Origin of the sequence: Streptomyces gamaensis, from assembly GCF_042656465.1 — a bacterium.
GTDB classification, from domain to species: domain Bacteria; phylum Actinomycetota; class Actinomycetes; order Streptomycetales; family Streptomycetaceae; genus Streptomyces; species Streptomyces gamaensis.
Genome location: NZ_JBHSPB010000006.1, coordinates 182,569 through 205,955, shown reverse-complemented (window position 1 = coordinate 205,955; position 23,387 = coordinate 182,569). Strand labels below are relative to the sequence as shown.

General features: G+C 74.6%; 16 protein-coding genes. 12 read left to right on the top strand and 4 right to left on the bottom strand.

Annotated elements, in window-relative coordinates; genetic code table 11:
* Positions 1-33: 33 nt before the first annotated feature.
* The gene (locus ACFP1Z_RS12105; protein WP_390316106.1) at positions 34-1,434 is read left to right on the top strand and encodes an MBL fold metallo-hydrolase RNA specificity domain-containing protein; all 1,401 of its coding nucleotides are present in this window, start codon (positions 34-36) and stop codon (positions 1,432-1,434) included.
* Positions 1,435-1,452: 18 nt separating this feature from the next.
* Here the strand turns inward: ACFP1Z_RS12105 and ACFP1Z_RS12100 are convergent, their stop codons facing one another.
* Positions 1,453-2,445, bottom strand: a complete 993-nt coding sequence (locus ACFP1Z_RS12100; RefSeq protein ID WP_390316105.1) for an Acg family FMN-binding oxidoreductase — start codon at positions 2,443-2,445, stop codon at positions 1,453-1,455.
* Positions 2,446-2,634: 189 nt separating this feature from the next.
* Here ACFP1Z_RS12100 and ACFP1Z_RS12095 point away from each other — a divergent pair, with 189 nt between their 5' ends.
* The 3 genes from ACFP1Z_RS12095 to ACFP1Z_RS12085 all read left to right on the top strand — a co-directional run bounded on the left by ACFP1Z_RS12095 (position 2,635) and on the right by ACFP1Z_RS12085 (position 4,888).
* Entirely contained in the window at positions 2,635-3,327 is a 693-nt protein-coding gene (locus ACFP1Z_RS12095) for a CBS domain-containing protein (protein ID WP_390316305.1), read from the top strand.
* A gap of 53 nt (positions 3,328-3,380) precedes the next feature.
* The gene (locus tag ACFP1Z_RS12090; RefSeq protein ID WP_390316104.1) at positions 3,381-4,073 is read left to right on the top strand and encodes a CBS domain-containing protein; all 693 of its coding nucleotides are present in this window, start codon (positions 3,381-3,383) and stop codon (positions 4,071-4,073) included.
* Between the two features lie 128 nt (positions 4,074-4,201).
* Entirely contained in the window at positions 4,202-4,888 is a 687-nt protein-coding gene (locus ACFP1Z_RS12085; protein ID WP_390316103.1) for a helix-turn-helix domain-containing protein, read from the top strand.
* Here ACFP1Z_RS12085 and ACFP1Z_RS12080 read toward each other — a convergent pair.
* From ACFP1Z_RS12080 to ACFP1Z_RS12070, 3 genes are all read right to left on the bottom strand, one after another.
* Complete coding sequence (locus ACFP1Z_RS12080; protein WP_390316102.1) at positions 4,857-6,134, bottom strand: zinc metalloprotease; 1,278 nt, start codon at positions 6,132-6,134, stop codon at positions 4,857-4,859. The genes ACFP1Z_RS12085 and ACFP1Z_RS12080 overlap by 32 nt on opposite strands.
* Before the next feature lie 179 nt (positions 6,135-6,313).
* Positions 6,314-6,637 (bottom strand): hypothetical protein, encoded by a 324-nt coding sequence (locus ACFP1Z_RS12075; protein WP_390316101.1) that lies wholly within the window; start codon positions 6,635-6,637, stop codon positions 6,314-6,316.
* Positions 6,638-6,772: 135 nt separating this feature from the next.
* The gene (locus ACFP1Z_RS12070) at positions 6,773-7,027 is read right to left on the bottom strand and encodes a hypothetical protein (protein WP_390316100.1); all 255 of its coding nucleotides are present in this window, start codon (positions 7,025-7,027) and stop codon (positions 6,773-6,775) included.
* A 319-nt stretch (positions 7,028-7,346) separates the two neighbouring features.
* Here ACFP1Z_RS12070 and ACFP1Z_RS12065 point away from each other — a divergent pair, with 319 nt between their 5' ends.
* The 8 genes from ACFP1Z_RS12065 to ACFP1Z_RS12030 all read left to right on the top strand — a co-directional run bounded on the left by ACFP1Z_RS12065 (position 7,347) and on the right by ACFP1Z_RS12030 (position 23,332).
* Positions 7,347-9,140, top strand: a complete 1,794-nt coding sequence (locus tag ACFP1Z_RS12065) for a hydroxysqualene dehydroxylase (RefSeq protein WP_390316099.1) — start codon at positions 7,347-7,349, stop codon at positions 9,138-9,140.
* A 271-nt stretch (positions 9,141-9,411) separates the two neighbouring features.
* Entirely contained in the window at positions 9,412-10,749 is a 1,338-nt protein-coding gene (locus ACFP1Z_RS12060; protein WP_390316098.1) for an MFS transporter, read from the top strand.
* Between the two features lie 90 nt (positions 10,750-10,839).
* A complete protein-coding gene (locus tag ACFP1Z_RS12055) occupies positions 10,840-12,126 on the top strand; it encodes a non-ribosomal peptide synthetase (RefSeq protein WP_390316096.1) in 1,287 nt (428 codons plus the stop codon).
* Positions 12,127-12,243: 117 nt separating this feature from the next.
* The gene (locus ACFP1Z_RS12050; protein ID WP_390316095.1) at positions 12,244-15,414 is read left to right on the top strand and encodes a non-ribosomal peptide synthetase; all 3,171 of its coding nucleotides are present in this window, start codon (positions 12,244-12,246) and stop codon (positions 15,412-15,414) included.
* On the top strand, positions 15,411-17,300 hold the full coding sequence (locus ACFP1Z_RS12045; RefSeq protein ID WP_390316093.1) for an amino acid adenylation domain-containing protein: 1,890 nt from the start codon (positions 15,411-15,413) through the stop codon (positions 17,298-17,300). The genes ACFP1Z_RS12050 and ACFP1Z_RS12045 overlap by 4 nt, the downstream gene beginning before the upstream one ends.
* A 1-nt stretch (position 17,301) precedes the next feature.
* On the top strand, positions 17,302-19,251 hold the full coding sequence (locus tag ACFP1Z_RS12040; RefSeq protein ID WP_390316091.1) for an amino acid adenylation domain-containing protein: 1,950 nt from the start codon (positions 17,302-17,304) through the stop codon (positions 19,249-19,251).
* Positions 19,241-22,072 (top strand): condensation domain-containing protein, encoded by a 2,832-nt coding sequence (locus ACFP1Z_RS12035; protein WP_390316090.1) that lies wholly within the window; start codon positions 19,241-19,243, stop codon positions 22,070-22,072. Before ACFP1Z_RS12040 ends, ACFP1Z_RS12035 begins: the two co-directional genes overlap by 11 nt.
* A 132-nt stretch (positions 22,073-22,204) precedes the next feature.
* Positions 22,205-23,332: an NHL repeat-containing protein gene (locus ACFP1Z_RS12030; protein ID WP_390316089.1), complete on the top strand. Its 1,128-nt coding sequence runs from the start codon at positions 22,205-22,207 to the stop codon at positions 23,330-23,332.
* The last annotated feature ends 55 nt before the right edge of the window (positions 23,333-23,387 follow it).

Here is a 23,387-nt window from a genome sequence, read left to right as displayed (position 1 = left end):
CAAGGAGTCCGGTCACCTCGCGGAGGTGGTCACATGACAACGAGCAGGCCCGGTCTGCTGTCGTTCCTCGGCGGCGTGGGCACCGTCACCGGCAGCAAGTTCATGGTCGAGACGGATCACGTGCGGGTCATGGTGGACTGCGGGCTCTTCCAGGGCCTCGCGGACCTGCGGCGCAGGAACTGGCGGCGGCTGCCCGCCGAGGCGTCCACGATCCACGCGATCGTCCTCACGCACGCCCACCTGGACCACTGCGGCTATCTGCCCCGGCTGGTCCGGCAGGGGTTCCACGGCGATGTCTTCTGCACCCCGTACACGGCCCGGCTCGCGGAGATCGTGCTGCGGGACAGTGCCCGGCTGCAGCAGGAGCAGGCCGAGCACAGCAACCGCCACGGCCACTCCAAGCACCGCCCGGCCGAGCCCCTCTACGAGGAGACGGACGTCGACCGGGCGATTCGGCTGTTCCGGCCGGTCCCGGCCGGAGAGGACACCGGGATCGCCCTGGACACGCGGCTGCGGCTGCACCACGCCGGGCACATCCTGGGCTCGGCGTGGGCGCACCTGACGCTGGAGGACGGCCACACCCTGGCCTCCAGCGGTGACCTGGGCAGGCCGGTCCATCCGCTGCTGCGCCCGCCGGAGCCGTTCACCGGCGCCGACGTGCTGCTGCTGGAGTCCACCTACGGCAGCCGCCGGCACGACACCGGTACCAGCCGCGCGGTGTTCGCCGACGCCCTGAGCCGCACGCTCGCGCGCGGCGGGCAGGTGGTGATCCCCTCGTTCGCGGTGGACCGCACCGAGGTCGTCCTCAACGAGCTGGCCCGGCTGCGCGGTTCGGGGCAGCTGCCCGCCGACGTGCCCATCCACGTGGACAGCCCGATGGCGCTCGCGGCACTGCGGGTGTACGAGGAGGCGCTGAGCGGCGGGGCCGCCGAACTGCGCCCGGAGGTACTGGCGGCGGGACCGGCCGTCCTGGACCCGGCACCGTTCTCCGCCGCGCGCTCGGTCGCCGAGTCCATCGCGGTCAACGAGGCCCGCGGGCCCTGCGTCATCGTCTCCGCCTCCGGCATGGCGACCGGCGGCCGCGTCCTGCACCACCTGCGCCGGCTGCTGCCCGACTCCCGCAACACGGTGATCGTGGCCGGGTTCGCCGTCGAGGGGACGCGGGCCCGCGATCTGGTCGACGGTGCGCGGACGTTGAAGATGTTCGGCGAGTACGTGCCGGTGCGCGCCGAGGTCGTCGACGTGCCCGGTTTCTCCGCGCACGCGGACGCGGACGAGATCCTCGGCTGGCTGCGGGGCGCGCCCGCGCCGCACGCGACGTATCTGGTGCACGGCGAGCCGGAGGCGGCCGAGGCGCTGCGGGAGCGCGTCGACCGCGTGCTGGGCTGGACGGCGGTCGTCCCGCGCTCCGGGGAGCGGGTGCTGGTGCGCTGACGCCCCGCTGCCCGGGAGTCAGTCGATGTCCAGGACGTCCTGGACGGGCCGGCGCGGTGTCCTCGGGCCCCTCGGCCCGTACCCGAGGCGCAGCACCATGTGCACCGGGCCCGTCCCGGAGGCCGGGTCGCGCAGGGGCCAGCGCAGGTCGGTCCATTCGAGGGCCTGCGTGGAGAACGACGTGGCCAGTCCTTCGAGCGTGGCCAGGAGCAGGACGCGCTCCATGGCCTGTCCCGCGCGCAGCCAGTCCGCGCGGTGGTCGCCGTCGGTGGACAGCAGGGCCAGGTGCGGGTGGTTCTCGAAGGGGGTCGAGCCGAAGTCGACGCCGGGGTCGCCGTCCGAGAAGTCGCGCACGGGGGCCCTGCCGCCGTGTCTGCGCGGCCCGAAGGCGTAGTCGGGGACGCCGTCGACGGCCGTGTCGGCCTCGGCGACGCCGACGCGGGTCCACTGCCGCAGTTCGTCCTCCCGGCGGCTGTCGGTGAGGTTGCGGGCCTCGGCCTCCTCGATGAGCTCCTCCATCCACCGCAGGTGCCAGGGGGACGGGAAGGACAGCGTGGCGCCTTCCTGCCGGGCGGCGTCGGTCAGGGCGTCCCGCAGATCCTGGGGGATGTCCGTTTCCGTGAACGGGTAGCGGCTGGTGTGCCGTTGGGCGATCGCCGGGTGGAGCAGGGCCAGGGCGGCGTCGTCCGCGCGGTGCCCGGCCGGCCGTACGGTCGCGAGCAGCGCCGGGTCGTCGGGGTCCGGCAGGAGCGCGACGTCGGGGTGGGCGCCGGCGTGGGCGAGGGCGACGCGGAGGTTGAACAGGGCCGCGCCGCATCCCAGGTGCAGGGCGCGGTCGTCGGGGTCGGAGTGCGGCATGCGCCGTGCGAAGTCGGCGTGGAGCCGGAACGTCCGGCTGCCGCGCGTGCAGCGGAACCGCCAGGGCTGCGCGTTGTGCATGGAGGGGGCGGCGGTCGCGTCACGCACCAGCTCCGTCACGCGGATGTCGTCCCTCGTCAGTGGTGCGGTCACCGGACTCTCCCTTCCGGAGGGCGGCGGGCCCGGCCAGGGGCCCGTTTCCAGGGTCTGCGGCCGGGCGGCCCTGCGGGGAGAGGCCGAGTGTCCCCCGGGCCGGGCCGTCCGGCTCATTCCGGTTCCGCGGCCGCCTGCCAGGCTGGGATGCGGGGGCCCGTGGCTTCGTGGGGAAGGAGCGGGACCATGCTGCAGCACCGTACGGTCGACGAGCTGATGACCCGGGACGTGGTCCAGGTCCGCCCGGACACCCCGTTCAAGGAGATCGTCAGGACGCTCGCGGAGCACGATGTGACCGCCGTGCCGGTGGTGACGGCCGACGGCCGTGTCGTCGGTGTGGTGTCCGAGGCGGATCTGATGCGCAAGTCCGCGGACCAGCCCGACCCCTTCGGCCGGGTCCCGGTCCCGGACCTTCAGGAGTGGGAGCGCGACAGGGCCGAGGGAGCCCGCGCGGAGGAGCTGATGTCGGCGCCCGCGGTGTGCGCCCGGCCGGAGTGGAACGTCGTGGAGACGGCCCGGCTCATGGCGGTGCAGGGCGTGAAACGGCTGCCGGTGGTCGACGAGACGGACAGGCTTGTGGGCATCGTCAGCCGGGGCGACATCCTGCGGGTCTTCCTGCGGGAGGACAGTGCCGTCCGTGAGGAGATCCGCCGCGACGTCCTGGAGCGGACCCTGGGCCTGGACCCCTCGGCGGTGGCCGTCGAGGTCGTCGAGGGACAGGTCACGCTCACCGGGACGGTCGGGGCACGGAGCGTGATCCCGGTCGTCGAGCGGCTGTGCCGCTCGGTGGACGGTGTGGTCTCGGTGCGCCGGCACCTCACGTACACCGCCGACGACACGGGCAGCCCCTTCCCCGCCGTTCCCGCACCCATGGGCATGTAGACCGGCAGGCATGTGATCGGCACCGGCAGTGGCCGGCCGACGAGGAGGCACCGATGAACAGCACCCAGCGCACCGTCAGTGACGTCATGACGCAGACGGTCGTGGCGGTGAGCCGCAACGCCCCGTACAAGGAGATCGTGAGGACGCTCGCGGAGTGGAAGGTGAGCGCGGTGCCCGTGCTGGAGGGCGAGGGCCGCGTCATCGGGGTCGTCTCCGAGGCGGACCTGCTGCCGAAGGAGGAGTTCAAGGGCCACGACCCGTCCCGCGCCGAACAGCTCCACGACGTCGACGAGTTGGTGAAGGCGGGCGCGGCGACCGCCCAGGATCTGATGAGCACGCCCGCGGTCACCGTCCGCGCGCACGCGACGGTCGCGGAGGCTGCGCGGGCGATGGCCCGCCGGGGCGTCAAGCGTCTGCCCGTGGTGGACGCGGAGGGCATGCTGACCGGGATCGTCTCCCGCGCCGACCTGCTGAAGGTGTATCTGCGCGACGACGAGGCGATCGCCCGGGAGATCCGCGAGGACGTGCTCGCGCGGTTGTTCCGCAACCGGCGGCCGAGTGTGGAGGTCCATGTGGAGGAGGGCGTCGTCACCCTGTCCGGTTCCCTGGCGGACCCGGGCCTGGAGCCCCTGCTGGTCCGGCTCGTGCGGGCGGTCGACGGGGTCGTGAACGTCGACGCGCAGCTCACGGTGCGTCCGGTCAGGGCGAGGATCCCCGAGCCGCCGGTCGTCGGCCCGCTGTTCTGAGGCGCTCGGCCGGCTCTTCCGCGCTGGCACGACGCGGGCCCGTCTGTTCCCCTGGGGGTGAGCTGCCGGGCGGCGTCGTGGACGCCCACCGGTGACGTCACCGGTGGGCGAACGCGCGGAGGAACGGCGTGCACGGCGAAGGGATGCCGCGGGACGGGGCGGACGACTCCCCGTCGCAGCGGGACAGCGTGGCCACGCGGGCGGCCCTGCGGCGCCGTCAACTCGGGCTGTCGCAGGAGGAACTGGCCCAGCGCGCGGGCATGTCCGTCGCCTATCTTCGGCAACTGGAGGGCCTGCGCGAGGACTTCGACCCGGCTGCCCTGATGCGGATCGCGGCCGCGCTGGGGATGCCGTACGAGGAGTTGCTGCGCGGCCGCGACGACGCGCCGCCCGGCGGCGGGCCGGCGGCGACGCATCCGGTGCTCATGCGGCTGTCGGAGGCGGAGTGCTGGGAGCGTCTGGGCACGCACGGCATCGGGCGGGTGGCGCTGTCGGCCGACGCCGGTCCCGTCCTCTTCCCCGTCAACTTCCTCGTCGACGCGCGTACGGTCGTCTACCGGACGGATCCCGAGGGCGCGGCGGCCGCGACCGCCGGGGAGCGTGTGGCGTTCGAGACCGATCACCTCGACGAGCAACTCAGCACCGGCTGGAGCGTGCTGGTGACGGGGGCGGCCGAGCACGTGACGGACCCGGAGGCGGTGCGCGCGCTGGCGGCGCGGCCGGGTGCGGAGCCCTGGGCGGGCGGGGTCCGCACGCTGTGGGTGCGGGTGGTGCCGGGGCAGGTCAGCGGTCGCGTGATCCGTACGAGGGGCTAGTGCCGCGCAGCCGACGGAGCAGGAGGCGGGCGCCGGACCGCAGCGGCCGTACGAGCGCGAGGGTCAGCCCGGCGACGGGCAGCGCGAGCAGCGCGATCTGCAGGACGGCCGAGGCCCAGGCGAGGACGGGGCTGCCGGAGGCACCGGCGTCGGCGACGAGTCGGGTGGCCCGCTGCCAGTCGGCGCGCAGCAGCTGCGGCAGATTGGCGAGCACCATGCCCAGTTGCAGCAGGAGCACCGGCAGCAGGAACAGGACCCAGACGGTGACCACGGTCTGGGGCCATCGCTTGAGGGCCCGCAGCCGTCGGTCCGGCTGCTGCCGCAGCAGGACCCGCTTGAGGATGGGGCCGATGTACTGGAACAGGTCGGGGATGCCGACGAGGTCCGCGACGATGTAGTAGCCGTCGAACCGCAGGGTGGGCAGCAGCTGTTGGACGATTTCGAGGTTGACGGAGAGCAGGGCGACGAGCAGCCACGGTGTGCCCGTCGATGCGTACAGGGCGAGCAGGGCGAGGACGCAGATCGCGTTGAAGTAGACGCCGCCGAGGTCGGCCCGCAGGCGTCCGGCGCGGCCCAGCCGGTAGGAGTTGGTGATGTCGGTGTAGAAGGCGGGCCAGACCAGGTAGATGCCGCAGCCCATGGCGCCGGGCCGCACGCCTGCATACCGGCAGGCCGCGCCGTGGCCCAGCTCGTGGAAGACGCAGGAGAGGACGGCGACGAGGAGCACGAGGAGGACGTCGGCCGGGGAGGAGAGCACTGCCCGCAGGGCCGTCCCGGTCTCCTGTGTCGTCCACGCCCATGCCTCGCCGGCGAGGAAGGCGCAGACGGTGAGGGCGACCACGGGCGGGCGGAACAGCCAGGCGAAGAGGCCGGAGAGGGTCCAGGTGAGGTGTTCCGGTACCACTGCCAGCCGGAAGCGGAAGGCGAGGAAGGGGTCCTTGCGGGGAGCGGGTGACGGCGGGGAGCCGTCGGTGTGCGTGGTGATGCCCAGGGGGGCGAGTTTCCGGTCGACGAGGTAGGCGATGTGCTCGGCGGTGAATCCCCGTCCCGTGCGGTGGCTGACGTCGGCCGCCACCCGGGCGAGCACCGTCTCCCGGTCGTCCCCGTCCGGTCCGTCGAGGGCTCTGGCGACTTCGTAGAGCAGGGCGGGGAGCCGCACGAGCTGTCCGTCGGGGCGGCACACGAGGCGGGGAGGCTCGCGGTAGCCGGAGCCTTCGAACTCGCCGACCAGTTCGGTGCCTGCCACCAGCGCGGGCCTTTCGGCGGGAACTTTCGTGTCGGGGCCGCTTGTTGAGGCTGCGTCACCTGCGCGTGGGGACATGGGCGCTCTCCAGGGGGCGAGGGGCGGGGTCCTGCGGGGAGGCGGGGAAGGGCCGGGTGCCGGTGTCCCTTCCCCGCCGGTCGGTGCGGTGACCCGCTAGCGGATCAGTGGCTGGAGACCGCCGCGGGCGTGCAGGTCACGCCGCTGGCCGGGTTCTCCGAGCCGATGCCGACCGCGCCGATCAGGCCCGGGGTGCCCTGCCGGTCGATGGACTGGCAGGACGAGAGCATGGTGGTGCCGTGGTCGTGCGGCACGGGGGCGTTGACCACTCCGCCGCCCGACGTGGCCGCGCTGCTGCTGGCGCTGCCGGCGCCGGCGCCGCCGTCGCCGTGGCCGAACGGGGTGGCCATGACGCCCATCACCGTGCGCTCGGGCAGTACCTCGCCCTCGATCCCGGCCAGTTCCTCGAAGCTGACAACGTTTTCCATCCTGTTCCCTTTCTCTGGTGTCCGCCCCCGGGCCGCGGGGCGCGGTCCGGGGGTGTCACCCGTGCCCGGCCTCAAGGGGCCGTGGTCACGGGCGAGTTCGGTTGCGGCTGGAGGATCTCCGGATGCGACGCGGTGTCAGTTCCTGGAGACCGCCGCGGGGATGCAGGTGACGGTGTGTCCGGGGGTGCGGGGCGCCAGTCCCAGGGCGGCGAGCAGGCCGGGGCTGCCCGGGTCCTGCCGGTACTGGCAGGCGTACGCCACCGTCGTGCCGTGCTCCGACCGCACCAGCAGCGGATAGAGCTGCTCGGCACCGGCCGGGGCGACGCTCGACAGCACGGTGCGCGGGGGAAGCTCCTCGCCGGAGAGCCGAAGGAGCTCTCCGAACGTCACGGCCGTTCCCATCCCTGTTTCCCTCCCTCTGTGGACGACACCGTCGTCCCTCCGCGTGACTAAACGGCGCATATGACTACAGGACACGTCATCCATGCGCTGATCACCCAGTCGGGTAACCGGTACGCAATGACTCGCACAAATCCGCTGGTCAACGACAAGGGCGTGCTGGCTCACGGGAGTTGGGAAAAGGCTCCGGAACGCTCCGGTAGACATGGTCCTCCGATCGGTGGACTCACTCCCGCCACCGCCCCACAGCACTGCGGTCGGCGCCTAACGTCCGTCAAGGGGCCGGGAACTCCGGCCCGGAGGAGGACACGTGGCCGAGGTCGAGCACAGGGCGGGCATCCCACGACGCACAGTGGCGCGCTACGGCGCGGCCGGGGCCGCGGGCCTCGGCGTACGGGGCGCGCGCCGACGGGCGGGGGACGGCCGCCGGGTCGCGGTGCTCGGCGCGGGCGTCGGCGGGCTGACCGCCGCTCATGAACTCGCCGAGCGGGGCTTCGAGGTGACGGTGTACGAGCGCCGTGCGGTGCCCGGCGGCAAGGCCCGTTCCCAGTACGTCCCGCACAGCGGCACCGGTGGCCGCCGCGACCTGCCCGGGGAGCACGGCCACCGGGCGGTGTTCGGCTTCTACCACAACCTGCCGGACACGCTGCGCCGCGTTCCCCGGCCGGGCGGCGGCAGTGTCTTCGACAATCTCGTGCCCGTCACCTGGATCGAACTCGCGCGGGACGGCGACCGCGTCAACACTCCCGTTCCGGTCAGACCGTGGCGGCCGCGACTGGGCGACGCCGGGCGGCTGGTGCGCACGCTCGCCGGGGTCCTCGACGAGCAGTTCCGTCTTCCGGTCACGGAAGCGCTGTTCCTGGCCAAGCAGTTCGTGATGCTGTTCACCAGCTGCGAGGAACGGCGGTTCGGGCAGTGGGAGTACGTCGACTGGTGGCACTACATCCAGGCCGACCGCATGTCCCTGGACTACCAGCTGATCTGGGGCAACAGTGTCCAGCTCCTCCAGGCGCTGCGGCCCTCCACTGCCAGCGCCCGCACCGCCGGGCAGGGGTACGCGGCCGTCTTCAACGACCTTCTCGGGCGGGGCAGCGACGGGCCCGCCGACCGGATCTTCAACGGCCCGACCAGTGAGGCGTGGCTCGATCTGTGGGCCGCGCATCTGCGCCACGGGCTCGGCGTGCGCTTCGCCCACGGCTGTACGGTCGAGCATCTGGAGGTGCGCGACGGCCGGATCGCCTGGGCCGGGGCCCGCGCGCGGGGCGGTGAGCGGGTCCTGATCGGGGCCGACTGGTTCGTCGTCGCCGTCCCGGCCGAGCGGGCGGTGCGGCTGTGGAACCCCGCGGTGCGGGCCGCCGATCCCCGGCTCGTGGCCATGGACCGGCTCCAGTACTCGTGGACGAACGGCGCGCAGTTCTTCCTGCGCCGTCCGGCCGCCGTCACGCCGGGGCACATCGTGCACGTCGACTCGCCGTGGAAGCTCGTCTCCGTCAACCAGTCGGCGTTCTGGCGCGCGCCGTTCGCCCGTACCTGGGGCGACGGCGAGGTCGGCGGGTCGGTGTCGGTGGACATCTCCGACTGGGACACCCCCGGCATCCTCTACGGCAGGCCCGCCCGGAAGTGCACGCGCGCCGAGGTGGCCCGCGAGGTGTGGGCGCAGATGCAGGCGCACCTGAACAAGGGCGGCCGGCGGGTGCTGGACGACGCGATGCTGCACTCGTGGTGGCTGGACGAGGACATCGTGGAGGGCGGGGGCGAACTGCGCAACGAGGAGCCCTTCCTGATGAACAGCACGGGCTCGTGGGACCTGCGCCCGGAGGCCTCGACGGCGCTGGCCAATCTGTTTCTGGCCGCCGACTACGTCCGCGTGCACAGCAACATCGATCTGGCGTCCATGGAGTGCGCCAACGAGGCCGGCCGCCGTGCCGCCGGGGCGGTGCTCCGGGCCGCCGGGGCGCACGGGGTGCCGGACGTCCCCACGTTCCGGGGTTTTGAGCCGCCGGAGCTCGCGCCGCTCAAGGCGGCGGACCGGGCGCGCTGGCGGCGGGGTCTGCCGCACGTCCTCGACACCGAGCGCCGTGCGGCGCCGTCCGTGGCCGGCTGACATCCTCCGCCACGCCGTGTTCCGGCCGGACCACCCTATGTGTTTCGGCCAACCGGCCCGCATCAGGGCGCACGGGTGGGCCACCACCCAGAGCAGCCACAGCTCCCCCTGGAAGTCTTATCCCGTAGCGACTCCGAGCCTTCGAATCATTCGCGATACACCGTCCGTCACCAAAGAACCTTTCAATGTTTGAGTAAATGCCCGGAAGAGGTGACTCAAAGCGTTCTTCCCGTTTTGACGCGTGATCGGTGGGCCAGCGATGGTCTGCCGCATGTCCGCATCACCCCGTGTCGCACCACCCTTACCGCGCGTTGCCCCCCACAGCCCCTGGCGGCTGCGTGACTTCCGGCTGCTGCTCGCCGGGGCGGCGGCCGGCCAGGCCGGGGCGCAGGTCACCCTGGTCGCCCTGCCGCTCGTGGCCGTACTGGAACTCGAAGCGCCCGCCTTCCAGGTCGGGTTGCTCACGGCGGCCGAGACGGCGGCGTTCCTGCTCGTCGGTCTGCCGGCGGGCGCGTGGGTGGACCGGATGCGCAAGCGGCCGCTGCTGGTGCGCGCCGACGTGGTCCGGGCGCTGGCCATGGCGAGCGTTCCGGTGGCGGGCGCGGCCGGGGTCCTGACGATGGCTCAGCTGTACGCGGTGGCCCTGGTGACCGGCGTGGCCACGGTGTTCTTCGATGTCGCCCACCAGAGCTGGCTGCCCCAACTGCTGCCCAGGGAACGCCTGGTGGCGGGCAACGGGGCACTGGAGGCGGTGCGTTCGACGGCGCAGGTGGCCGGCCCCGGGCTGGGCGGCGGGCTGGTGCAGCTCGTCGGCGCGCACCTGGCGATCGTGGCGGACGCCTGCGGCTACGCCCTCTCCGCGCTGTTCCTGCTGGGCGTGCGCAAGCCCGAGAGCCCGCCGGAGCCCCCGGCCGCCGGGACCTCGCTGCGCGGGGAGGTCATGGAGGGGCTGCGGTTCGTCCTCGGCCACCCCCTGCTGCGGGTGATCGCCGCCGCGACCGCGCTGGGCAACTTCTTCACGGCCGTGCTGATGGCCACGCAGACGGTGTTCCTGGTGCGGGTGCTCGGGCTCGGGCCGGGGGCGGTCGGGCTGATGCTGTCGGTGTCGGCGGTGGGCGGGCTCGTCGGCGCCCTGTGCGCGGGGACGCTGGCGGGCCGGTTCGGGCAGGCCCGGATCATCTGGCTCTCGGCCGCCGCGAGCGGCCCGTTCGCCCTGCTGTGGCCACTGACGGGCCGGGGCACGGTCGCGCTGTTCGCGGTCGCCTCGGGCGCCGTGTTCTTCGGCGCGGTCGTCTACAACGTCGCGCAGGTGAGCTTCCGTCAAGCGCTGTGCCCGACCCGGCTGTTGGGCCGCATGAACGCCACGCTGCGCTTCCTGATGTGGGGCACCCTGCCACTGGGCGCACTGGCCGGCGGCGCCCTGGCGGAGGCGTTCGGGGCGCGGGCCGCGCTGTGGCTGTGCGCGGCCGGTTTCCTCGCCGTCCCGCTTCCGCTGCTGCTCTCGCCGCTGCGCCGCATGCGCGAACTGCCCGTGGCGGCTACGGTCGAAGAACCCCCGCACGAGGCCCCGGGGACCGGAGAGCGCGACGGGACCGTCGCCGCCGGCTGAGTCGTGCCCCCGCATCGCCGTATTTCGCCATGCGTTGACCTCGCATCCCGTTGACCTCGCATCCCACAGAGAGCCCGGAGAGAGACCGACATGTCCACCAGCATCACGAGCCAGTACCTGGCGCGTTACCGGCGCCTGGGCGCGGACGGCGCGGCGGGACCGCTGCCGCTCACCGGCGCACAGCGGCGCTTCGTCCTGGTCCGTTCCCTCGATGCCGCCGGGCGCCCGGACCTCGTGCCGATGTTCTTCGCGTTCCCGCGCGGCACGGTGGACCCGGCGCGGCTGCGGTCCGCGGCGGGCCGTCTGGCGGCGCTGCACCCGGTGTTGCGGGCCCGTCCGGCCGTGGTGCGCGGTACGCCCGTCCTGCGCCTCGCGGAACCGGACATACCGCTGACGGTCCTGGAGTGCGCGCCCGGCGAGCAGCCGCAGGACGTCCTGCGGCGGGCGCTGGCCGGCTGGGCCGCCGCCGGCCCGCCGCTGCGGCTGTACGTGGCGCGGGGCGGCGAGGAGGACGTGCTCGCGGTGGTCCTGGACCACATCGCCTGCGACGGGCAGTCCCTCGCCCGCGTCGTGGAGGAGCTGGGTGCCGCCTACCGGGACGGGCTGGGCCCGGACGGCGTCCCGCCCGCCATGGCGGCCGGTGAACTGGCCGCCTACCGGGAGGCGGTGCTGCTGCAGCTCGACGCCGAGCACCGCGCGTCCGCGCCGGAGGCGCTGGCGTACTGGGGCGGCCGGCTGCGCGCGGTCCGCGAACGGGCGCCGCTCCCCCGGCCCGCGACGGCGCCCGCCGATGCCCAGCCCTCGGGCGCGGCCGCGCTGCGGATACCGGCCCCCGCCTCGGGCGCCCCGTTCCCCGTCCTGCTCGACGCCTGCCGCGCCGCCGCCGAAGTCCTCTACGGAGCCGGTCACTTGCTGCCGTTCGGCTACCCGTGGGGCGGGCGTCCGGTGGGCGCCGCGCCCGTGCTCGGCTGCTTCCTGAACACGGTGGTCTTCCCCGCCGACACCACTGCCGTACCCGGCACCGGCACGCCGTCCGAGGCGTGGTGGGACGATCTGGACCGGGCCGACGCGCCCTTCGACGAGGTGGTGCACGCCGCGCGCGCGGCCGGTTCCGCGTGGTCCGGCCGGCTCGACGGCATGCTGACCGTGGACGCCGCCGCACGCCGCGCCCCCTTGGTGCTCGACGGTGTCGCCGGGCGCGAAGTGCGCGTCGACGGGCGGCCGGTACGGGCCCCGTTCGCGGTCTCCGTCACCCAGGGGCCCGAGCTCGACCTCCACATGGTCTGGGACCGTACGGTCCTCGACGACCGGACGGCCGAGGCGGCGTTCGCCGCCCTCCACGGCGCGCTGCGCCCGGCCGCCCTCGCCACTCACTGACTTCCCGACCCGTCCGGCCCGGCGGCGTGACCCGCCGCCGGGCCGGTCCTCCCGCGAGCGCGGGCACCCACCACGTCCCGCCCCGCACCCCCGACCCTTCAACCCCAGGGATCAGCCATGCTTCCCCTCTCCTCCTCGCAGGAGATCGTCTGGCTGCACGAACAAGTGCAACCGGGCAGCCGTGCCTACAACTTCACCGCCGTGCTCGACCTGTGGGGCACGCTCGACGCCGAGGCCCTGCGCCACGGGCTGCGGACGGCGCTCGACCGCCATCCCGGGCTGCGTCTCGAACTCGTCGCCGTGGACGGCGCGTTGCCCCGGCAGCGGGTCGCCGAGGTCCGCGAGCCCCGGCTGCGGACCGTGGACGTGTCCGCCGAGCCCGACCCGGAGGCCGCGTTCGAGGCGCTGCTGCGCGCCGAGGCCGAGGCACCGCTCGACACGTTCGCGGCGCCGCTGCTGCGCTGGACCCTGGTGCGGCTGGCGGAGACGGAGCACCGGCTGATCCACGTGGAGCACCATCTCGTCCACGACGGGCGCTCGTTCGCGATCCTCCTCGGCGACGTCTTCGGCGCGTACCGGGCTCATGTGCTGGACGAGCCGTATGTGCAGGAGCCCGCCCCCTCCTACGCCGACCACGTGCGCGCGGAGGCCGGCGGCGCGCGGGAGGAGGAGCGGCGCGCGAGCCTCGCGTTCTGGTCGCGGGAGCTGCGCGACGCCGAGTTCGACATGCCGCTGCCGGGTCTGGTCCGGCCGGGCGCGCGGCGCCGGCACCGGGGCGCGCAGTTGCGGCAGTCGGTGGGCGCGGATCTCGCGGAGCGGCTGCGGGAGCACGCGCGGGAGCGCGGTCTGACGCCGTTCGCCGCGCTGCTCGGGCTCTTCGCCGAGCTGCTGCGCCGGCACAGCGGCCGGGAGCAGCTGGTGATCGGCACGGCGGTGGGCAACCGGCCGCGCGGCTGCGAGGACACCGTCGGCATGTTCGTCAACACCGTTCCGCTGCGGCTGCGCCTGGATCCCGGGGCGCCAGCGCAGGACGCGATGGACGAGGTGACCGACACCCTCTTCCGTGCCCTGCCGCACCAGGGGACGCCGGTGCAGGAGCTGACACGGGCGCTGGGCCTGCACACGTCGGGCGCGGACAACCCGCTGTTCAGCGTCATGTTCAGCGCGCACGACGCGGAGCTGCCCGAGATCGGGGTCCCCGGTCTGGAGGTCTCGCTGTTCGAGGGGTTCAACACCGGCACGACGCGCTTCGACCTCGACGTGGTGCTCATCCCCGACGACCGGCGCGGGGTCGGCCCCCGGTCCGGGGTGCCCGGGATGCTGCTGGTGTGGGACTACGACGCCGACCTCTTCGATCCGGAGACGGTGCGGCTGCTGGCCGACCGGTTCCTGGAGCTGCTGCGGGCCTATCTCCGGGCGCCGGGCACGGCGCTCGCGGAACTCGCGCCGCCCGCCGCCCCCGGGCCGCTGCCGCCCGTGCACCCCGCCGTGGGGGAATCCGGGCCGCTGGATCCGCTCGCCGCTCACGACCCTTCCCTGCCCGCGCTGTTGGCCGGGGCCCGCCGCGTGACGTACGGGGAGCTCGACGAGCGGGTCGCCGCGCTCGCCGGGCGGCTGCGGGCTGCGGGGGTACGGGCCGGGCAGCCGGTGGCGGCGGTGCTGCCGCGCGGCGTGGACTCGGTGGTCGCGCTGCTGGCCTGCCTGCGGACCGGTGCCGTGTACTGTCCGCTCTCGCCGAACGATCCGCCCGCCCGGCTGCGGCTCCTGCTGGAACGGCTGCGCCCGGCCCTGGTGTTCGCCTCCGCGCAAGGGGCCCCGTCCCTGCCGGGCCACCTGCCGACGGCCACGGTCGACGACGCCGAACTGCCGCCAGCGCAGCCCGCCGAGGCCGTGCCCGGCGTGTACGTCATCCACACCTCGGGCTCGACCGGCGTGCCCAAGCCCGTCGCCGTCGGCCGGGCGGCGCTGGTCAACCACATGACGGGTACGGCCGAGCGGTTCGGAATGACGGCCGGGGACCGGGTGCTGCTGTTCGCGCAGCCGTCGTTCGACGTGGCGCTCGAAGAGGTGCTGCCCTCGCTGTACGCGGGAGCCTGCCTGGTCGTACCCGATCGGGACGTGCCCACGGGGTCCGAACTGGCGGACCTGCTGGTCTCCGCGCGGGTGTCGGTGGCGAACCTGCCGACGAGCTACTTCCTGGCCACCCGCGAGGAGTTGCTGGCCCCGCTGCGGGAGGGCCACTGGTCGCCGAGGCTGCTGGTGCTGGGCGGCGAACGCGTCCCAGCGGACGCGCTGCGCGACGTGCTCGGCACCCGGGTGCGGGTGCTCAACGTCTACGGGGTGACGGAAGCGGCGATCAGCTCCACCGTCCACGAGATCACCGAGGACGATCTCGCGACGGGCGGGGAGATCCCGCTCGGCACCGAACTGCCCGGCGAGCGCGTCCTCGTGCTCGACGCAGGGCTGCGGCCGCTGCCGGACGGCGCCGTCGGTGAACTGGCCGTCGCCGGCGCGGGGCTGGCCGACGGCTACGTCGGCAATCCCGAGGCCACGGCCGCCCGGTTCGTGCGCGTGGACGCGCTCGGCGGCGAACGGGTCTATCTGACGGGCGACCTGGGCTACCGGGGCCGCGACGGGCGTCTGCGCTTCCTCGGCCGCCGGGACAACCAGGTCAAGCTGCGCGGCTACCGCATCGAGCTGGAGGAGGTCGAGGCGGCGGCCTCGGCGGTGCTCGGCGGCCGTTCGTGCGCCGTCGTCCTGGACCGCGAGGCCCCCGGCGGCCCGCGCCTGGTCGGCTTCCTCGACGGTACGGACCACCAACAGGCCGTGGACGAGGGCACGTTGCACACCGAGCTGGGCCGGCGCCTGCCCGGCGCGCTCGTGCCGGGCACGTGGGTGCGGCTGGAGAGCATGCCGACGCTGGCCGGCGGCAAGCCCGACCGGGCGGCGCTCGCGCGGCTGGCGGCCGGCCTGAAGCAGGCGCCCGCAACGGAGCCGACGGGGCAGCGGGCTTGCCGCGGCTTCGCCGATCCCGCCGTCGCGCTGCTCGCCGAGGGCTGGCGCGAGGTGCTGGGCCACGACGGCTTCGAGGAGTCCTCGGACTTCTTCCACAGCGGCGGACACTCGCTGCTGGCCGCGCAGTTGGCGTCCTGGCTGGAGCCCCGGCTGGGCACACGCCCGCCACTGCGGCTGATCTTCCGCCACCCGGTGCTGGCCGACCAGGCCCGCGCTCTCACCGGTCTCGCCCCGCAGGCCGTCCCCGCTTCCCTTTCCCAGGAAACCCGATGAACGACATACGCACCACCACTGATCCGCGCGACGGGCTGCCGAGCGTGGCCCACGGCGCGCCCCTGCCCGCGTCCGCCGCGAGCGGGGTGCTCGCCCTCTTCGAGGAGTGGGTGAGCCGCTCCCCGGACGCCCCGGCCGTGATCGACGGCCCGCACCGCTGGACGTACCGCGAACTGTCCGTCGCCGCCGACGAATTGAAGGGCGCACTGGACGGGCGGGTGGGGCCCGGTGAGCTCGTCGGGGTCTGCCTGGACCGCTCGGCCGCGCTCGTGGTGACCGCGGTCACCCTCGCCCGGATCGGCGCCGTGTATCTGCCGCTGGGCCCGCGCCCCGGTGAGCGCCGCGTCGCCACGGTCGCCGAGGACATCGGTGTCGTCTGCCTCATCGGTGACCCCGCCGTCCTGCCGGAGCGGCACCGCGCGGCCGAGCAGGTCGCGCTGCCGCTGCCGCGCGAGGGCGCGAACGCGGCCGCCACCGTGGTCGCCGCCTTCGCCCCGCCCGCGCCGGACGCGCTGCCCGCCCCGCCCGGCGCCCTGTACGCGGTCCTCACCTCGGGTTCCACCGGGCGCCCCAAGGCGGTCGCCGTCGCGGAACCCGCGCTGGCCGCGCTCACGGCCTGGTGGCGCGCCGAGACGGGTCTGGCGCCCGGCGACCGGCACACCCTGCTGATCGGTGTCGCCTTCGACCCGCACGTCCTGGAGGTGTGGGCCGGGCTGACCTCCGGCGCGGCCCTGGTGCCCGCGCCGGACGCGGTCCGCTGGGACCCCGCGCTGCTCGTCGACTGGTGGCGCGAGGCCGGTATCACCGTCGCGGTCACGGCCACGCCCACCGTCGAGCCGCTCCTGGACCGGCCCTGGCCGCAGGACCTGCGCGTACGGCACATCTCCGTCGGCGGCGACCGCCTGCGCCGCCGGCCGGGCCGTGACGTCACCGCCACCGTGCACAACGCCTACGGGCCGGCCGAGGCCACCGTCATCACCACGCACCAGCCCCTGCGGGCCGGCGACCCGGACGTCGACAGCGACACCCCGCCGTCGATCGGCCGCCCCGTAGCGGGCGCGACCGTCGCCGTCACCGACACGTCCGGGCAGGTCGTCCCCCGCGGCGAGCAGGGCGAACTGCGCATCGGCGGCACGGGACTGGCCCTCGGCTATCTGGACCCGGAGCTCACCGCACGCCGGTTCGCCGCGCCGCCCGCCTGTCCGGACCTGGCGGGCACGCAGCGGATGTACCGCACCGGCGACCGGGTCCGGATGCTCGCCGACGGGCGGCTGGAGTTCCTCGGCCGCCTCGACGACCAGGTGAAGATCAGCGGGATGCGGATCGAACCGGCCGAGGTGGAGGCCGCGTTGGAGCAGGACCCGGCCGTGCGCTCCGCCGTCGTCACCGCGCCGCGCTCCGAGGACGGACGCGCACGGCTCGTCGCCCACGTCGTCCCCGCCGCCGGGGCCGCCCCCACGGCGGAGCGGCTGCTCGCCGCCGTACGGGCGTGGCTGCCGGAGCAGGCGGTGCCCTCGGCCGTGCGGATCGTGGACGCCTTCCCGCTGGACGCCAACGGGAAGGTGGACCGCGCCGCCCTGCGCAAGGCCGAGGAGACGCCGACTGTCGCGCCGGCTCCCGCACTTGCCGTCGCCGACGCCGACGCCGCGTCCGACAGCGAGCAGCTGATCCTGCGCACGGCACGCGACCTGCTCGACCGGCCCGGACTCGCACTCGACGAGAGCCTCGCCGGGGCGGGCGCGACGTCCCTGACCGTCGCCCGGCTCCTGGCCGCCGTCGAGCAGGAGACCGGGACACGGCTGCGGGCCCCCGAGGTGCTGCGGCAGCCGGACCTGCGCGCGGTCGCGGCCCTGCTCGGCAAGCGCCGTACGGACGCGGGGAGCTGACATGCCGTACACCGCACCCACCCCTGCGAAGGACGCCCCCATGGACCGGTCGCACCTCACCGACATGCCGTCACTGGTCGCCCACTACGCGCGGCACACCCCCGACGCGCTGGCCGTCGCGGACGGCGACACCGCCCTCACCTACAATCAACTCGACGTCTTTTCCCGTCAGTTGGCCGCCCATCTGCGGGAGCAGGGCGTGCGCCCCGGTGACCGCGTCGCGCTGCTGATGCCGCGTTCGGCCCGTACGGTCGTCGCGCAGCTCGCCCTGTGGCGGGCCGGCGCGGCGTGCGTACCACTCGATCCGGCGCACCCGCGCGCCCGTACCGAGGCGATGCTCGCCGGATCCGGGGCCGGGCTGACCCTCGGCGACAGCAAGCTGCTCGAAGCCGCCGAGGGCCTCGGGGCGTGTCTCGCCCTGCCCGAGGCGCCGCTGCCCGCGTTCCCCGGCATCCCGGAGGCCGCGCCCGGCCCGGACGCCACCGCGCTCGTGCTGTTCACCTCCGGCTCCACCGGTACGCCCAAGGGGGTGGCCCTCACCCACGGCGCCGTCGCGCGCATGGCCTCGGACGCGTCCTGCATCACCGTCACCGCACGGGACCGGGTGCTGCTGCACTCCCCCGCCACCTTCGACGCCTCCACCTTCGAGACGTGGGCGCCGCTCGCGCGCGGCGCGGCCGTCATGGTGTGCCCTGTGGCACGGCCGTCGCTGGAGGATCTGGCCCGGCAGGTCGAGCGGCAGGGCGTCACCGTCGCCTTCTTCACCACGGCGCTCTTCCACCAGCTCGCCGCCCGCCGTTCCCGGCTGTTCTCCGTGCTGCGCACCGTGGTGGTGGGCGGCGAGACCCTGTCGCCCCGTCATGCGCGCGCCGTACTGCGGGAGTTCCCCTGGATCCAGCTCGTCAACGGCTACGGCCCGACCGAGGCCACGACCTTCGCCACCACGCACCGGGTCACGGACGCGGACTGCGACGGGCCCGTGCCGATCGGCCGGCCCGTGGCCGGTGCCACGGCCCGGGTCCTGGGCCAGGACGGGCAGCCCGTCCCCGCCGGTGAACGCGGCGAACTGTGGGTCGGCGGCGGCCGGCTGGCCACCGGGTACAGGGGGCAGCCGGAGCTGACCGCCGAGCGCTTCGTCGACCACCCCGTGTACGGGCGGCTGTACCGCACCGGCGACGTGGTGTCGGTCCGCCCGGACGGCGTGCTCGACTTCCACGGGCGCACCGACGACCAGGTCAAGGTGCGCGGCTTCCGCATCGAACCGGGCGAGATCGAGCACGCGTTGCGCACACAGCCCGAGGTGGACGACGCGGCCGTCACGGTACGCCGCCCCACTCCCGACGACGCCCGCCTGGCCGCCTTCGTGGTGGCGGCACCCGGCCCGGTACCCCGCGCGCACACGCTGCGCTCCCGGCTCGCCGGACTGCTGCCCGCCCATCTCGTACCGGACGAGATCACGGTCGTCGAACGGCTGCCACTGACCCCTTCGGGGAAGGTGGACCGCCGAGCCCTCGCCGAGGGCAGAGCGGGGGGCACGGCACGGACGGGGCTCCGCCCCGAGGAGGCGAGGCGCGCAGCGGCGCCCACGACACCTGCCCGACCCGCCACGACCGGGCCCGAGACCCCACAGGCCGCACCCCCGCCCGCCCCGGCCACCGCCGGGCCCGGCTCCCCCCTGTCCCCGCTCCAGCAAGTCGTCGCCGGCATCTGGAGCCGTGCCCTCGGTCGTGACGTGTCGTCCCCCGACGACGACTTCCTCGCCCTCGGCGGGCACTCCCTGCTCGCGCTCGGTATCGCCGACGACCTCCGTGAGGATCTCGGTGTCGAGCTGTCCCTCGCCGATTTCTTCGCCACCCCCACGGTCGCCGCGCACGCCGCACTGGTCGAACGCGCCCTGCTGGCCGTCCACAGCGATCCGCGCCCCACCTCCGAGGACTCCGATGGCCACTGACACCACCGCCGCCCTGCAGGAGGAACTCCTGCGCCGCGCCCGCGCCGCCGCCCGCCCGCAGGCCCCGGAGGCCGCGCGGCCCCGTGCCGGCGGGCCCGCCCCGCTCTCGCGTGCCCAGCGCCGCATGTGGCTGATGGAACGTCTCGGCCCGGGCGGCGACGCCCGCTACAACGTGCCGTTCGCCACCCGGCTGCGCGGACCGCTCGACCTCGACGCTCTCGCCGCGGCGCTGACCGCGCTGGTCGGCCGGCACGAGATCCTGCGGACGCGGTACGGACAGCGCGACGGCGCCCCGTACCAGGAGCCGCTCCCCGCGCCGGCCTCGTTCGCGGTGCGCGTGGTGGAGACGGAGGGTGACGGAATGGACCTCCTCGCCGAGGAGGCCGACCGGCCCTTCGACCTAGCTCAGGGCACGCTCCCGCGTGCCCTGGTCCTGCGGCACGGACCGCAGGACCACACCCTCCTCCTGATGTTCCATCACATCTCCATCGACGGGCCGTCGTTGGAGACCGTGGCCGAGGAGCTGGTCCGGCTGTACACGGCGGCCCGGGAGGGCCGTCCCCTCCGGGAGCCGGAGCCGCCGCAGTACGGGCCGTACGCGCGCCGCGAGAACGAGCGGGCCGGCGCCCTCGGCGCGGGGCTCGACCACTGGGCCGGCCGGCTGGCCGGAGCGACCCCGCTGCCCCTGCCCCAGCCGACCGGGACGGGCGCGGCGGGAGCCGCGACCCGCGTCGTGCCGCTGGACACGCACGTCCTGCCGGCGCTGCGCGAGCTCGGCACCGGGCACCGCGCCACGTTGTTCACCGTGGCCCTCGCCGCCGCGTTCGCCGCGCTGCACCGGCTGACGGGCCAGGACGACCTGCTGATCGGCTGCGCGGGCACGCACCGCGAGGGCCGGGACATGCGCGGTCTGGTCGGCCTGTGCGTCAACACCCTTCCGGTGCGCGTCGATCTGTCGGGCGACCCCGCGTTCGGCGAGGTGCTGGACCGGGTGCGGGACGCGCTGCTCGACGCGCAGCAGCACCGTGCCGTGCCGTTCGATCTGATCCTGGAGCGGCTGGGCGCCGGGGCGCGGGACGCCTCCGGCACGGCGCTGGTGCGGGTGACCTCGGACGTCCTGGGCGAGCCCACCGCGCTGCGGCTGCCGGACACCACGGCCGAGGCCGTCGAACTCGACCAGTCCGACGCCAAGTTCGACCTGTCGTTCGGGGTGCTCGACACCGGTCGTCCGGCGGCGCTCGTCCACTATCGCCGCTCCGCCCTGGACGAGGCGACGGGCAGTCGGCTGGGTGAGGCGTTCGCCGGGCTCCTGGAGGCGGTCGCGGCGGACCCCGCGATCCGGTTGTCCCGGCTGCCGGGCGCGGTGGCGCCCGTAGGGGCGGACGGCGACGGTCATCCGGCGGAGTCCCTGCTCCGTTCCCATCCGCAGGTCGCCGAGGCCGTCGTGCCGCAGCCTGCCCCCGAAGGTCCGCTGCTGGCGTACGCGGTGCTGCGGAGCACCACGGACGGCCCGTCGCCCGCGCAGTTGCGGGCCCGGCTGCGGGCCGCGCTCGCGCCCGGGCTCGTACCGGCCGCGGTGATGCTGCTGGACTCGATGCCGCGTACGGAGCGGGGGACGGTGGATACGGCGCGGCTGCCGGGCGCCCCGGTGGCGCCCGTTCCCGAGGGCCCCCGGGCCACCGCCGTGACAGCGGCTTTCGCCGCACTGCTGGACCAAGTTCCCGGCCCCGACGACGACTTCTTCGTACTCGGCGGGCATTCGCTGACGGCCGTTCAGCTGGCCGAGCGGCTGCGGAAGGAGCTGGGACTGCCGTTGAACGGGCTGGACGTCATGCAGGCCCGCACCCCGCGCGGCCTGACCGCGCTGCTGGAGGAACGCGCGCGGCAGCGGGCGGCCACGCCACGGGCTGCGGCCCGGCCGCGCGCGACGCGTCCCGGCACGGTGCTGGTGACCGGTGCCACGGGCGGCGTGGGCTCCTTCGTCCTGCGTGAACTCGCCGCCCGGGGACGGCCGGTGCTCGCCCTCGCCCGCCCGGAGTCGGCCCATCTGGTGGCCGGTGACGGGGTGGAGGCCGTCGAGGGCGACCTCACCGACCTGGACTCCCTGCGCGCGGCCGTCGCCGGCGCCGACGCGGTGATCCACGCGGCCTGCACCTTCACCCGCCCCGAGGTGGACGTGGCGGCGATGGAGGCGATGGTCGGGGCGTGGTCCCGCGGCCCGTTCGTCTTCGTCAGCAGCGTGGACGCCTACGGGCGCCCCACGGCGTCGGAGGTGGCCGAGGAGTCCCCCTCCCACGCGCCCCTGAGCCCGTACGGGCAGGCCAAGCTCGACTGCGAGCGGATGCTGCTGCGGGCGGCGGGCACCGGGGGCCGGGGCGGCGCGAGCGCGGTGCGCTCCCCGCTGGTCTGGGGCGCGCACGACCGGCTGCGCGACCAACTCCGCTGGGGCGCCACCGGGTTGCTCTACCAGGCCGCCGCGCACGGCCGTCCGATCGTGCTGCCGGGGCCCGGCGCCGGCGGCCGCGACTGGTACGGCGCGCCGTGGGTGCACGGCGCGGCCCTGGCGCGCGCCGTCACCGCGTGTCTGGACACGCCCGTCCACGGCGTCGCCAACGCGGTGAGCGGACACGTCGCCTGGCCGGACCTGGCCGCCCGGCTCGTGGCCCTCCTCGGCAGCGACAGCCGCGTCGAGTGCGGCGACGAAGTGCACCCGGACCTCGACCACCCCTGGCACTACCGCACCGACCGGCTGGCGGACGCGCTGCGTCCGCTGCCCGGTGAGGAGTTGGACGCGGTACTGGCGTCGATGATCTCCGGGTGAGGATTCGGGGTGGCCTCACTCACACGAGTGAGGCCACCCCGATCCGGGCCTTTTATCGGCACATTGCCGCTTCCATGGACGAGTTGCCCAGAGGCCGGGAACGCGTCGGGAGGGGCCGGTTTGGAACGCCGCATGTTTCACCGTCGACTGCTCGCACTGGGCGGACTCACCGCGTCCGGTGGGCTGTTGGGGATGCCGCCGGTCATGGCGGCCGCCACGGAGCGCCTGAGCATGGTGTGCCGCCGGTCGGTGGTGGAGTACGGGCTGCCGCCCGCCGAGGAGACGCACGAGATCGTCAAGGTGCCCGGCCGGCCGATGGCGCTGGTGTCCCAGATGTCCAGCAGCCGTCTGGTGAAGCTGGCTCTGGACCCGGGCACCGAGCGGGTGACGGCCGTCAGCGCGTTCCCGCTGGGGCCGCCGGCGGCGATGCTGCACGGCCTGGCGGTCTCCGCCCGCCACCCCGGGAGGATCTGGGCCACGCACGAGGGCGGCGACCGCCTGCTGCTGGTGGACCCGAGGGCGGACGCGCTCGATGCCGCGCCGCGCGTCGAGCGGGAGATCGCCGTTCCGGGCGGCGGCCGGGGCCCGCACTACGTCAGTGAGTACGGTGACGTGCTGTGGGTGACGCTCAAGGGGAGCGATCAGGTTCTGGCCCTGGACCACACGCGTCCCTCGCGCTTCCGGCTCTTCCCCGCCGCGCACCAGCCCATTTTCGCCGCGCGGCACCCGGTCAGCGGGGACTTCTACGTCAGCCAGGACAGCGCGGGTTCGGTGCTGCGCATCGACCCGCGCAACGGGCGCACGGGGCAGATCCCGGTCCGTACGGAGCGGGGCGGGACGCCCGTCGGGCTGGTCGGCGGGGCGGGGGCCGTCTGGTTCGTCCTGCTCGGCTCCGCGGAGGCCGGGACCGGGACGTTCGGCCGGATCGACGGGGACGGGCGGATCGCCTGGTACCGGCTGAGCAGTCCGCTGGGGCGTACGGCGTCGCTGCTGCACCTGGCCTTCGATCCACCGGGCGCGGCGTACGGGCGGGAGCCCGGACTGTGGCTGCTGGGTTCGTCGATCGTCTGCGACACGGCGCGGGACGTGATCATCCGCGTGCGGTTCGATGCGTCATGGACGCGGGTCGTCGGGGAGGAGTACGCGGCACTGCCCACGCAGCTGTGCAAGGCGCACCGGCTGCTCCCGCTGCAACGGAGCGTGCTGGCAACGGAGTTGACGACCGCCACGGTGGCGCAGCTGACGATGTCCCGGCACTGAGGGCTTCACTGAAGGTCCGCTGAACCGGCTGCGGGTGGAGTCGCGGCCGGGTGCG

Excerpts from the sequence above, each read along its gene's own strand:
- ACFP1Z_RS12105 (WP_390316106.1), top strand. The coding sequence starts at position 34 with ATGACAACGAGCAGGCCCGGTCTGCTGTCGTTCCTCGGCGGCGTGGGC.
- ACFP1Z_RS12090 (WP_390316104.1), top strand. The coding sequence starts at position 3,381 with ATGAACAGCACCCAGCGCACCGTCAGTGACGTCATGACGCAGACGGTC.
- ACFP1Z_RS12075 (WP_390316101.1), bottom strand. The coding sequence starts at position 6,637 with ATGGAAAACGTTGTCAGCTTCGAGGAACTGGCCGGGATCGAGGGCGAG.
- ACFP1Z_RS12060 (WP_390316098.1), top strand. The coding sequence starts at position 9,412 with ATGTCCGCATCACCCCGTGTCGCACCACCCTTACCGCGCGTTGCCCCC.
- ACFP1Z_RS12055 (WP_390316096.1), top strand. The coding sequence starts at position 10,840 with ATGTCCACCAGCATCACGAGCCAGTACCTGGCGCGTTACCGGCGCCTG.
- ACFP1Z_RS12050 (WP_390316095.1), top strand. The coding sequence starts at position 12,244 with ATGCTTCCCCTCTCCTCCTCGCAGGAGATCGTCTGGCTGCACGAACAA.
- ACFP1Z_RS12045 (WP_390316093.1), top strand. The coding sequence starts at position 15,411 with ATGAACGACATACGCACCACCACTGATCCGCGCGACGGGCTGCCGAGC.
- ACFP1Z_RS12040 (WP_390316091.1), top strand. The coding sequence starts at position 17,302 with ATGCCGTACACCGCACCCACCCCTGCGAAGGACGCCCCCATGGACCGG.
- ACFP1Z_RS12035 (WP_390316090.1), top strand. The coding sequence starts at position 19,241 with ATGGCCACTGACACCACCGCCGCCCTGCAGGAGGAACTCCTGCGCCGC.
- ACFP1Z_RS12030 (WP_390316089.1), top strand. The coding sequence starts at position 22,205 with ATGTTTCACCGTCGACTGCTCGCACTGGGCGGACTCACCGCGTCCGGT.